General features: G+C 65.2%; 9 protein-coding genes and 2 pseudogenes. 4 read left to right on the top strand and 7 right to left on the bottom strand.

The genetic code is table 11. From position 1 onward, the window contains the following. Window positions 1-24: 24 nt before the first annotated feature. The 4 genes and pseudogenes from MSIMFI_RS21875 to MSIMFI_RS21860 all read right to left on the bottom strand — a co-directional run bounded on the left by MSIMFI_RS21875 (window position 25) and on the right by MSIMFI_RS21860 (window position 3,993). A pseudogene (locus tag MSIMFI_RS21875) lies at window positions 25-1,670 on the bottom strand (acyl-CoA synthetase). Window positions 1,671-1,748: 78 nt separating this feature from the next. Further along, window positions 1,749-2,369, bottom strand: coding sequence for a PaaI family thioesterase (locus MSIMFI_RS21870; protein ID WP_191499143.1), 621 nt, complete (start codon window positions 2,367-2,369; stop codon window positions 1,749-1,751). After that, entirely contained in the window at window positions 2,366-2,986 is a 621-nt protein-coding gene (locus MSIMFI_RS21865) for a cysteine hydrolase (protein WP_191499142.1), read from the bottom strand. The genes MSIMFI_RS21870 and MSIMFI_RS21865 overlap by 4 nt, the downstream gene beginning before the upstream one ends. Next, the gene (locus tag MSIMFI_RS21860) at window positions 2,983-3,993 is read right to left on the bottom strand and encodes a Rieske 2Fe-2S domain-containing protein (RefSeq protein ID WP_191499141.1); all 1,011 of its coding nucleotides are present in this window, start codon (window positions 3,991-3,993) and stop codon (window positions 2,983-2,985) included. Before MSIMFI_RS21860 ends, MSIMFI_RS21865 begins: the two co-directional genes overlap by 4 nt. A gap of 92 nt (window positions 3,994-4,085) precedes the next feature. Between MSIMFI_RS21860 and MSIMFI_RS21855 the strand changes: the two genes are divergently transcribed. Both MSIMFI_RS21855 and MSIMFI_RS21850 read left to right on the top strand, forming a co-directional pair. Next, entirely contained in the window at window positions 4,086-5,222 is a 1,137-nt protein-coding gene (locus tag MSIMFI_RS21855) for an alpha/beta hydrolase family protein (RefSeq protein WP_191499140.1), read from the top strand. Beyond that, window positions 5,222-5,353, top strand: coding sequence for a hypothetical protein (locus MSIMFI_RS21850; RefSeq protein ID WP_396820557.1), 132 nt, complete (start codon window positions 5,222-5,224; stop codon window positions 5,351-5,353). Before MSIMFI_RS21855 ends, MSIMFI_RS21850 begins: the two co-directional genes overlap by 1 nt. A 156-nt stretch (window positions 5,354-5,509) precedes the next feature. On the opposite strand, the gene MSIMFI_RS21845 is transcribed toward MSIMFI_RS21850, so the two are convergent. Both MSIMFI_RS21845 and MSIMFI_RS21840 read right to left on the bottom strand, forming a co-directional pair. Next, complete coding sequence (locus MSIMFI_RS21845; RefSeq protein ID WP_191499139.1) at window positions 5,510-6,541, bottom strand: alpha/beta hydrolase; 1,032 nt, start codon at window positions 6,539-6,541, stop codon at window positions 5,510-5,512. 188 nt (window positions 6,542-6,729) lie between these two features. After that, complete coding sequence (locus MSIMFI_RS21840; protein WP_191499138.1) at window positions 6,730-8,226, bottom strand: acyl-CoA carboxylase subunit beta; 1,497 nt, start codon at window positions 8,224-8,226, stop codon at window positions 6,730-6,732. 44 nt (window positions 8,227-8,270) lie between these two features. Here MSIMFI_RS21840 and MSIMFI_RS21835 point away from each other — a divergent pair, with 44 nt between their 5' ends. Continuing rightward, on the top strand, window positions 8,271-9,293 hold the full coding sequence (locus tag MSIMFI_RS21835; protein WP_191499137.1) for an LLM class F420-dependent oxidoreductase: 1,023 nt from the start codon (window positions 8,271-8,273) through the stop codon (window positions 9,291-9,293). Between the two features lie 11 nt (window positions 9,294-9,304). Next, a complete protein-coding gene (locus tag MSIMFI_RS21830; RefSeq protein WP_191499185.1) occupies window positions 9,305-10,525 on the top strand; it encodes a cytochrome P450 in 1,221 nt (406 codons plus the stop codon). A gap of 15 nt (window positions 10,526-10,540) precedes the next feature. Here the strand turns inward: MSIMFI_RS21830 and MSIMFI_RS21825 are convergent. Beyond that, window positions 10,541-11,253, bottom strand: a pseudogene (locus MSIMFI_RS21825) (hypothetical protein); the annotation flags it as partial.

Raw genomic sequence — 11,253 nt, 5'->3', positions numbered from 1 at the left:
CAGCCTGACCGCGGCGCGCACTAGTCAGCCTTTGAGCGCTTCCGAACGCGCCCATCGGTAGTCGGCCTTGCCCGAAGGGCTGCGCTGAACCACGGTACGGAACACGATCGCCTTGGGAAGTTTGTATCGCGCCAGTGACTGCCCCGCGTGTGCGACCAACTCGTCCGCCCCGGCGCTGGCCCCTTCCGCGAGCGCGACGATCGCAACCACTTCCTGGCCCCAACGTTCGCTCGGCCGTCCGGACACCACTACGTCGGCCACCGCGGGATGCGAGGCGATCGCCATTTCGACCTCCTCGGCGAAGATCTTCTCGCCACCGGAATTGATCGTCACGGAATCACGGCCCAGCAGGTCGATGCGGCCGTCGGCGTAGTGGCGTGCCCGGTCGCCGGGGACGGCGTATCGCACGCCGTCAATGACGGGGAACGTCGCGGCGGTCTTGGTGGCATCGCCTTGTAGCCGAGCGGAACGTAGCCTCGCTGCGCAAGCCAGCCCATGCCGTCGTGTCCGGGCGCCAAGATCGAGGACAGATCCTCGGCGGCGACGAAAGTGTCGGGTCCGGCATTGAAGGTGCCGGTGGATACCGCGCCCGAAGTGGACAGGTGGTGCATCTGCGCACCGGTCTCCGAGGATCCGACGCCGTCGACGACCATGGCGTCGGGCAAGACTTCGATCAACCGCTGTTTGACGTATGGGGTCAACAGCGCCCCGCCGTTGGCGACGACGGCCAACGACGAGACGTCCGCGATGCCCTTTTCAATGGCGGCCACCAACGGCCGCGCAATCGCGTCGCCCACCACGGTCACGACCATCACCCGTTCGCGCTCGATGGTGCGAACCACCTCGTCGGCGTCCAAATGGTCCACCACAGTGGGGAATACGATGGACTGCCCGGTGTTCATTGCCGTCATCACGGTCCATTGGGCGGCGCCGTGGATCAGCGGCGGCAACACCATCAGCTTCGTCCCGGGGCCGGCGCTCGCTCGCGCCACGATCTCGTCGACCGAACCGATAGGTTGGCCGCTCATCAGGTCACGGCCGCCGAAGGAGGTCATGAAGATGTCGTGCTGGCGCCACAGCACGCCCTTCGGCATGCCTGTGGTTCCGCCGGTGTACAGGACATACAAGTCGTGGGGGGAGTGCTGCACTGGTGGGGGTGCGGCTGTAGCGGATGCCAGGGCGTCCTCGTAATCAATTGCTCCGTAAAGCAATTCGTTGCCCGAGTCGTCGGCTATCTGAATCAGCACCCGCAGCTTGGGAAGGTTCGGCAGGACTTCGGCTACGCGGGGCGCGAATGCGGCGTGGTAAACAAGCGCGGTCGCGCCCGCGTCAGCCAGCAGATACTGCAGCTCGTTCTTGACATACCGAAAGTTGACGTTGAATGGTGCGACTCGTGCGGCAAAGGTGCCGAGCAGTGTTTCGACGAATTCGTTTCCGTTGTAGGCGTATATGCCGAGCAGGTCCTGGCCGGTTTCGTGGCCGGCCAGCGCGGAGCGCTCGGTGTGGCACCCCAGCCCTCGTGAATGTGGGTAGGCGGCAAGGCGGTTGGATCGTTCGACGATCTGCGCGTAGGTGAAGTGCCGGTCTCCCTGGATGACCAAGTCGCGCTCGCCAATAGCTGCTGCGACAGCCGCAGCGACCGCCGGCACAGTAAATGCGGTGGTGCCCAAGGTAAATCCTCTCCGCCGAGCAGACACAGAATCGCACTCGCGAGGCCCGCGCAGTGCGATTCTGTGTCTGCTCGCGCATCACGGTTGGTGGGGGAGTAGCCGGACCATCAGGCCGTTGGCTTCGCTGAGCAGTGTGCCGTCGGCGCTAGTCATGGTCGCGTCGATAAAGACCTTCCTACCATCGACATTGCTGATGCGGCCGCGCGCCGTCAACGGCTCATCGATCGGTGTGATGCTGCGGTAGTCGACGTACAGATACGCGGTGCGGGTGGGGCGGATGTTCGCGGTGGAGACGACCATGCCGAAGAGCCAGTCGTAGAGCAATGGGATCATGCCGCCGTGCACGGCATTGTTGCCGCCGACGTGGGATCGGGTGAAGTGGCCTGTCATGGTCACCCCGGCAGGACCGCCTTCCGCGAGAATCCATGGCGGCAGCAAGGGATGTCCCAACCCGGGCAGATCAAGGACTCGGCCACCGGGTGCCTCCACTTCGGGCACCTGATGGCATTCGAGCAGCGCACAGGCGCCCTCGACCCGCTCGGCGGCGGCGCTCCACAACGCCGCGTCCGGGTTGGTGGAGACGGCCAGATCCTGCAAGCGCCGCATCGCCGTCGCGAACCGCCCCAGCTCCGGATGTGGTACGTCCACAGGTTTGATGTCTGGAAACCCGCCGCGGGCCCCGGATGCGGTTTCGGTCATATCGCCTTCCAAACGTTGAGCAGCTCGTCGGTGGTGGTGATGGTCGCCAGCAGGGACAGCGTGTTGGCGATGACGGCCTCGCCGTACTCGGTGGGTATGCCGGCAACGGCGTCGCTGGGGACGACGACGCGATAGGCGGCGTTGACCGCGTCCATCACCACGTTCGGTATCGCGATGTTCAGCGAAACCCCGACCACGACAATGGTCGACACCCCAAGGTTGCGCAGGATCGCGTCGAGGTCGGTGCCGCCCATCGGTCCCACGCCGTGCCATCGGCTCAGCACCAGATCCGTTGGCTCCGGACCCAATTCGGCTAGCAAGGCCGCTCCCGCAGAGCCCGGCGCGATGTCGATGCTGCCGCGTCCGCCGGCGAAAATCCGTGCGTTGTGGTTGGCGCCGAGCCCGTCGGGTCGCCGCTGCACCAGGCAGTGCACCACCCGAACCCCGGCCGTCCGGGCCGCCGGCAGCAGCCGCACGATGTTGGGCAGCGCAACGCGACGCGCCTCCTCCGCGAGCAGTGCCAGCCCGGCATCCGGGCCCATGACCGCGCCCTGGCACTCCTGGGTGACGATCGCCGTGTGCCCAGGCGCCGCGAGCTCGGCAAGTGCGGGTGTCATGCGGATGCGCTGACCGTCGGCGGCACGTCATAAAACTGTGTGGCCCACTTCCGCAGCGCCATATAGCCTTTCGCGTCGACCTTGGACAGTGGTGGGCGTTCGACATATCTTTGGTAGCGCCAGATTTCCAGATCGTCGAAAACGGTGGACAGGAACTGCTTTTCGATGATCTCGCGCAGCTTGCCCTCGGGCACGTCGGCGGTATCGCCGGGGGTTCGGGGCCACCAGATTGAGTAGAACAGGTCCGAACACTCATCATCGACGGGCGTGCAGGTGAAAATCAGCCGATGGTTCTGTGCGCCCTCGAAAACGCTGATCGCGCCGCCGAGGCCGAACAAGTGGCTGTGGAACCGCAACGCGAGATCCTCGGGCTTGTCGCTATTCGCGTCGGGCCAACCCGCAACGAATTGCCATTCGTGGTCGACGATCTTCCAGTCCAGCACCCTCGGCGTCACGGTGGCGTGGTGCACGTACTCGAAATGGGCGCTATCGGGGGCGTTCTCCGCCACGATCTGCGGATGCACGGGCTCGCGCTCCGCGCGCCGGGAGAACTCCGGATAGGCCCGGTAGTAGGCCGCCGGATCGGTCTCGAACTGCGGGAACTTTCCGAAGATGTCCGGCATCTGCCACTGCGGCTCCTTGCCATGCGGGTGATGCCAGGCGAACACGCAACCGTACTGCTCCATCACCGGAAACACCCGCAATCGCAGCGCTCGATTGGGTCGGTCCGGCTGGTACGGGATGTAGCGGTTGGTGCCGTCCGGACCCCAGCGCCAGCCGTGAAACGGGCACTGCACGCAATCGCCGACCACCTTGCCGCCGTGGCCAATGTGGGCCCCGAGGTGTTTGCAGTGCGCCTCCAGAACTTGCACCTCACCGGACTCGGTGCGGTAGGCGACCAGGTCTTCACCGAAATACCTCAGTGGCCGGACCTCGCCGATCGGAAACTCCGGCGACCAACCGATCATGAACCAACCAGTGACCTTCCAGGTGAACGGGACTTTCACATCGGCTCCTCGATCCGGATGATACTAAATCCGTTACAGTATAGATTTCAGCAGGTCGTCGGAAGTTCGTCCAGAGCGCGGCAAGGAGCTTTATGACCGGAGCGGAGCGCTTATCGCCGGCAACACATGCCTGGGACATCGCCCGCGAATTCGCCCTTGTGGTGCCGCGGACGGTATCCGGTCTCAACCAATCGACCGGCTGGGTCCCGGGTTCGGCGCGCGGTGTGCGTCAGTTCGGCGAGGTCTTTCTGGATGAGCTTGTGCTGAGTGGCTTTTCGCTGCTGGGCGGAAGGCTGCCGACCGATGTTCGCCCGCTGGATGCGTGCGCACCCGCCGCCGAGGAATTGTCCGTGCTGGGCATCGACGGCGCACATGTCGACCCAGAACCCTTGCGGATACGCACGATACGGCGACACCGTATCGGCGGGCTGCCCTACGAGCGGATGACATTTCGACATGAGCCGACGTTGCCAAAGACACTGCTGGATGAGGGGTTTGGCGGTCCGGCGACGGCCGTGGTCCACCTGTGCCGACATCATGACGGGCCGCGACCCTGGCTCGTGTGGGTGCACGGCGCCGGGCAGGGCGGCGCAGAGGACCTGTTGTTATCTCGAATCGACCGGGTGCATCGCAAGCTGGGATTCAACGTCGCGATGCCCGTGCAACCCGGACACGGGAGCCGACGTCGCCAATGGCCGCGCTATCCGGACATGGATCCACTGGGCAACGTCGCGGGGATGATGCGCGCCGTGTCGGAGGTGCGCGCGGTGCTGCGATGGGTACAGCCCAAGGCCACGACGGTTGTGGTGGCCGGCATTTCGATGGGCAGCCCGGTTGCCGCGCTGGTGTCGCACCTGGAGCGCCAGCTCGACGCAGTCGCGCTGTACACACCGATTCTGGGGCTCAACTCGATGATCGCGCGGCACTTGGGGCGCTGGGGCCCGTCGCGCAATGGATTCCGGGAGCTGCTGGAATCCCCTGCGGTTTTGCAGCTGACGTCGGTGATCGACCCGCTGGCTGTCGACCCGGCGCCGCCGCCGCAGCGCCGGCTCATCGTCGGCGCCTGGCACGACCGGATGGCCATGCGCGAGCCCGCAATTGCGTTGCAAGAGCGCTGGAACGGCGAGCTGTACTGGTACGACGGCAGCCACGTCGGTCACGTGTTCTCCCGGCGCGTGCAACAGGTCTCTGAGCGATTCCTGCGCGGCGTCGCCGAGGTACACGGGTAATGGCCACCCGGACGGCACGCAAAGCGGTGGAACAGTACAACCTCGTGGTCTGGAACGAGCGCAATCTGGCGCTGGCCGAAGAGTTGTTCGCCGACAATGTCATTCGCAGTCACTCGCCACGAGGCTGGTGAAGCGCGCACGCTAGCCCGCGATCAGGTCGTCAATGGCGATCTGATGGTACAAGGCCACCGATTAGTCGCGAGCGTGCGCAGAATGCCGTGCGATACGGCGTGTCGCCGTACAGACGCGCGCGCTCGCGCCACTACCAAGCGCAGCAGCCGGCGCGCCTAGGCAGTTGCCTCGCGAATGTACTCCCCGATCTGACGCAAGGAGCGGGTCGCCTCGGGCACGTTGGGGGCGATGACCTGGAAATCGTGAATCTGACCCGGCCAGACCCGCAATTCGGTCGGCACGCCAGCCGCCGCCAGCCTGGCGGCGGCCAACCGCGCATCGTGCAGTAGCACTTCGGACCCCGACACGTGGATGAGTGTCTTCGGCAGGCCGGCCTCGATATGGTCGAGCGGCTCATAGAGCGCCTCGGGCGTGTCGTTGACGGTGTGCTTGGCTGCGACGGTGGCGATCAGCGCGACGAACGCGTCGAACGCCCTGGCCGGAAACATGGCGTCGGTTCTGATGTTGGGATGCGATAGCTTTGGTCGAGACGCCAGCTGCATCAGCGGGGAGATCGCCACTAGTGCCGCCGGCTTCTCGTCCATTTCCTGCAGTCGCTGTGCGAGCGTTAGTGCAAGATAGCCACCCGCGGAATCCCCCGCCAATACGATCTGGTCCGGCCGATATCCCTGGAGCCGCAGCCACCGATAGGCGTCGTAGCAGTCGTCGATGGCCATCCCGATCGTGTGCTTGGGGAGCAGCCGATAGTTGACCACCAGAATGGGTGAGTCGGCGAAGCTTGAGAGCGCACTAACAATACTGCTGTGCGAATTCGACCCACGTAGCACGAATGCGCCCCCGTGCAGGTAGAGCACCACCCTTCGGGTACCGTCGCCCGGCAGCACTCCGGGCGCGCGGCACAACTGCGCGGTGGTGTTGGGCAAACTGATCGTGGTTTGGATGGTGCCTGGGAACCGCTGGCGGATTCGCCACACGGCGTCGACCAGACCCCACGGCCACGGCAGCAGCGGGGCGTAGCTACCCGCGGCCAGAAATGGCCTGATTGTCAGTCGTGACACCACCGCCGCCAACCGGGCGGCAGCGCTGGGGCCGGTCTCGATGATCTCGACGGGGGCCCCACGGGTGGCGGCGAATCTACGTCTTGCGGATCTGGGTGGGGAGCCCGATACCTGACTCAGTGCGGTCATGCCCAACACTTCCTACGTCGTTGCCCTGCGACTCGGCACGCAACGAAGTGCCGGAGCGCCGCCGCTGGTCGCGGCGAATGTTTTCTTGATAGGGCAACTGTGCTGAGCCGACCTTGGGAAACCCTTAATGAATTATGAAATGTGCACGCTGCGGCGGGTGTCGGTGTGCGTCTGCTCGCCGGACAAAGTCACGGCATGATCAGCGTGCGGGTTACCGGTTCCGGGGCGGCCTGGCGGCTGTGGAGGCCTCGTTGCAGCGCGGCGAGCAGCGCATCACGCGTCTCGCGCGGGTCGATGAGCTCGTCGAAGCCCATGTGTTCGGCCGAGCGATAAGACGCTTTCAGCTCGGCGTGGCGCAACTTAGCGGACAGGTCCTCGTCGGCGTGCGACGCGCGGCTCAGCGCGCCGGCGCCCATGGCGCCCATTGTCGCTCCCGGGTAGGCGAATGTGGCTACCTGGGAATCGAAGCCGATCAGCGACATCACCATGGAGCCAAAGCCATATGCCTTGCGCAGCGTCACGTGCAGCTTCAGCGTCGTTGCCGCCGTTTGTGCAGCGAACATTCGTGCGCCACTGCGCAACACGCCCTGGCGCTCCGATCGACTGCCCGGCAACATGCCGGGGTTGTCAGCCAAGAAGATCAGCGGAAGGTGGAATGAGTCGGCCACCATGATGAAGTGTGCGGCCTTGTCGGCGGCATCGGCGTCGATGGACCCCGCGAGTACTTGCGGCTGGTTGGCGACGACGGCGACGGGATGCCCCCCGAGGTGGGCGAGGGCGCAGATCATCGCCTTGCCAAAACATGGTTGAACTTCCAACCAATCGGGGCGATCGAACACCACATCGAGCACCGCGCGCATGTCGTAGACGCGGCGGTTGTCCCGAGAGACGATGCCCAGCAACTCCGGCGTCGGGCGCGGTTCGGCGGTCGCGTCGGCCGCCAGCTCAGGCGGATAGGACCACGCGCTCGGCGGAAAATACGACAGATAGCGGCGGATGGTGTCGAGCACCGCTTCGTCGTCCTCGGCGACATTGTGAATTACCCCGCTGGCCAACGCAACATCCGGCCCGCCAAGATCCTCCTTTGAAATGTCTTCTCCCGTAGACTCTTTCACTACCGGCGGCCCGGCCGTAAAGATCGCGCCCTGCTGGCTCATCACAGAGAAGTCGCACACCGGGGCTACCAGCGCGCCGTGCCCCGCCGAGGCGCCCAGCACCGCCGTTACCGTCGGAACTCGGCCCGAGCAACGAGCCTGAGCCAACAGGTCGGTCGGAGTTCGCCCGTAGTGCACGCCGGTAGGGCGAAACCCGGCTCCCTCGAGCAACATCACCAGCGGGATCTTGTCGCGCAACGCCAATTCGGCGACGCGGTAGCGTTTGGAATTGCTGCCCGGTGCGATGGTTCCAGCGACCGTCGTAAAGTCCTCCGCGCCCACCATCACCGGCACGCCGTTGATATGGCCGGAGCCGGTGACGATCGCGTCGGCAGCGATTTCCCCGCCGACAAGCGTGCCGATTTCGCGGAATGTACCCGGGTCGAGGAGTCGTTCGACGCGTGCGCGGGCGTCGAGTTTGCCCTTGGCGTGGTGCTTGTCGAGCCGGTCCGGTCCGCCCATACCCCACGCGTGCTGACGGCGACGTTCGAGATCCTCGAGCGTCTCCTCCCAGTCCTCGGCTTTCGTCATGCATCCGTCCTACATACTGGATTGCTTACTGTAAAGTAGCCCGCATGGGTAGCGCCCCGCGCCTCAAAATTGATGGGGGCATCTCCAACCAACTCGCTCGCGCGGCACAGACGGCCAGCGCCCTCGAACGGACCGGGTATGACGGGGGCTGGACGTTCGAAACCAGTCATGACCCGTTCCTCCCGCTGGCGCTAGCGGCCGAGCACACGTCGCGAATCGACCTCGGGACCAACATCGCGGTGGCGTTCGCCCGCAATCCGATGATCGTCGCCAACCTGGGCTGGGATCTGCAGACCTATTCGAAGGGCCGGTTCATCCTCGGGCTTGGAACTCAAATCCAGGCCCATATCGAGAAACGATTCAGCATGCCCTGGAGTCATCCGGCGCGTCGCATGCGCGAATTCGTTGCCGCCCTGCACGCGATCTGGTCGGCCTGGCGCGACGGCGGCAAGCTCCGGTTTGAAGGCGAGTTCTACACCCACAAGATCATGACCCCGATGTTCACGCCCGAATCGCAGCCCTACCCCGCGCCGAAGATCTTCCTCGCCGCCGTCGGTGAAGCGATGACCGAGATGTGTGGCGAGATTGCCGACGGCCACCTCGGACACCCTATGGTCTCGAAGCGGTACCTCACCGAGGTGACGATGCCGGTGCTGCTGCGCGGCATTCAGCGCTCCGGTCGCGACCGCAGCGACTTCGAGGTGTCGGCCGAAGTGATGGTGGCCACCGGCGAGAACGACGCCGAGCTGGCTACCGCGATCACCGCCACGCGCAAGCAAATCGCCTTCTATGGATCCACACCCGCTTACCGCAAGGTGCTTGAGTTGCATGGCTGGGGCGACCTGCACACTGAACTGAATCGCCTCTCCAAGCAAGGTGAGTGGGACACCATGGGCTCGCTCATCGACGATGACATGTTGGGAGCGTTCGCCGTCGTCGGCCCGGTCGCAGAGGTTGGCGACGCCGTTCGTAGTCGTTGCGAGGGCATCGTCGATCGCGTGATGCCGATCTTCCATGCCGCGACTCAGGACTGTATTAGCGCCGCGCTGAAGGAGTTTCGCCAGTGAGGACGATGATGATCGACGAGGCCGCCAAGCTGCTGGCAGATCCACTGGCATATACCGACGAGCCGCGCCTGCACGACGCGCTGACCCACTTGCGTTCCAGCGCACCGGTGTCGTGGGTCGACGTGCCGAACTACCGGCCGTTCTGGGCGATCACCAAGCATGACGACGTCATGGGCATCGAGCGCGAGAACATGCTGTTCACCAACTGGCCGCGCCCCGTCTTGGCGACGAAAGAGGGTGACGAGGTGCAGGCCGCCGCGGGCGTGCGCACGCTGATTCACCTCGATGACCCACAGCATCGGGTGGTGCGCGCTATTGGCTCGGACTGGTTTCGCCCAAAGGCGATGCGGGCGCTGAAGGTTCGCATCGACGAATTGGCGAAGATATACGTTGACAAGATGATGGCAGTCGGCCCGGAATGCGATTTCGTGCAGCAGGTTGCGGTCAATTTCCCGCTCTACGTCATCATGTCGCTGCTCGGCTTGCCGGAAGCCGACTTCCCTCGCATGCTCAAGCTGACCCAGGAGCTATTCGGCAGCGACGACAGCGAATTCAAGCGTGGCACCACGAGTGAAGACCAATTGCCGGCGCTGCTGGATATGTTCGGATACTTCAACGGTGTGACAGCGTCACGGCGCGAGCAGCCCACCGAGGATCTCGCGTCCGCGATCGCCAACGCGCGCATCGACGGCGAGCCGCTGTCGGATATCGAAACGGTGTCCTACTACTTAATCGTCGCCACCGCCGGTCACGACACCACCAGCTCCACCATCTCCGGTGGCCTACATGCACTCATCGAGAATCCCGACCAGCTGGAACGCCTGCGCGACGATCTGGGCCTCATGCCCCTGGCGACCGAGGAGATGATCCGCTGGGTCACCCCGGTCAAGCACTTCATGCGGACGGCTGCCAAGGACACCAATGTGCGCGGAATACCCATCGCTGCAGGCGAATCCGTGCTCTTGTCGTATGTGTCGGCCAATCGCGATGAGGATATTTTCGACGACCCGTTCCGCTTCGACGTCGCGCGTGAACCCAACAAGCATGTGGCCTTCGGCTATGGTGTGCACTTCTGCATGGGTGCCGCCCTGGCCCGCATGGAAGTCAATAGCTTCTTCACCGAGCTACTGCCGCGGTTGAAATCCGTTGAGCTGACTGGTGATCCGCAATTCATAGCCACGACGTTCGTCGGCGGCCTCAAGCACCTGCCGGTCCGTTACTCGTTCGCGTGAGCCGGACGGCGGCACTTAAGAACCGTTGGTCCCGTTTTGGCCGAACAACTGCCCGCGGGTTCCGCCGGTGCCGGGCAGGCCAGGCGGCGACCCGGTCCCCGCGTTGCCGCCGTTGCCGCCATTGCCGATCAACCAGGCATTACCGCCGTTAGCGCCGTCACCTCCGGCGCCGACGAGGCTGCCGGAGCCGCCGTTTCCACCGGCACCGCCGGAGCCGCCGCTGCCGAAGAGCCCGGCGTTGCTACCGTGCGCGCCGTTGCCGCCGGCCCCGCCGCTGCTGCCGATCTGGAAAGTTGCACCGCCCGCGCCGCCGTTACCGCCGTTGCCGCCGTTGCCGATCAGTATTCCGGCCTTGCCGGCGGCCCCGCCGTCGCCGCCCTTACCCCCGTTGCCCGGGTCGCCGGTGTCTCCGGCTGCGCCGTTGCCGCCGTTGCCGCCCGGGCCGAACAGCATGCTTGCGTTACCGCCGGCCCCGCCGTTGCCGCCGTTCCCGCCCCCCTGGCTGGTGCCGCCGCTGCCGCCGGCGCCGCCGCTGCCGATCAGCATGCCGGCGTTACCGCCGGCCCCGCCATTGCCGCCGTTGCCGCCGTTACCAGTCCCGCCGCTACCGCCGGTCCCGCCGCTGCCGAACAGCCCGCCGGGCCCACCGGTCCCGCCGGCGCCGCCGTCGGTCTCTCTCTTATACACCTCTGCCGCCGCCGACGATACCCCTCGCGTCGGCCCTGGCG

This window comes from Mycobacterium simulans, from assembly GCF_900232995.1.
GTDB classification, from domain to species: Bacteria; Actinomycetota; Actinomycetes; order Mycobacteriales; family Mycobacteriaceae; genus Mycobacterium; species Mycobacterium simulans.
This window is presented reverse-complemented; position numbering and strand designations above follow the sequence as displayed.

Bases quoted from the DNA above. Each gene is read 5' to 3' on its own strand.
- MSIMFI_RS21870 (WP_191499143.1), bottom strand. From the start codon at position 2,369: ATGACCGAAACCGCATCCGGGGCCCGCGGCGGGTTTCCAGACATCAAA.
- MSIMFI_RS21865 (WP_191499142.1), bottom strand. From the start codon at position 2,986: ATGACACCCGCACTTGCCGAGCTCGCGGCGCCTGGGCACACGGCGATC.
- MSIMFI_RS21855 (WP_191499140.1), top strand. From the start codon at position 4,086: ATGACCGGAGCGGAGCGCTTATCGCCGGCAACACATGCCTGGGACATC.
- MSIMFI_RS21850 (WP_396820557.1), top strand. From the start codon at position 5,222: ATGGCCACCCGGACGGCACGCAAAGCGGTGGAACAGTACAACCTCGTG.
- MSIMFI_RS21845 (WP_191499139.1), bottom strand. From the start codon at position 6,541: ATGACCGCACTGAGTCAGGTATCGGGCTCCCCACCCAGATCCGCAAGA.
- MSIMFI_RS21840 (WP_191499138.1), bottom strand. From the start codon at position 8,226: ATGACGAAAGCCGAGGACTGGGAGGAGACGCTCGAGGATCTCGAACGT.
- MSIMFI_RS21835 (WP_191499137.1), top strand. From the start codon at position 8,271: ATGGGTAGCGCCCCGCGCCTCAAAATTGATGGGGGCATCTCCAACCAA.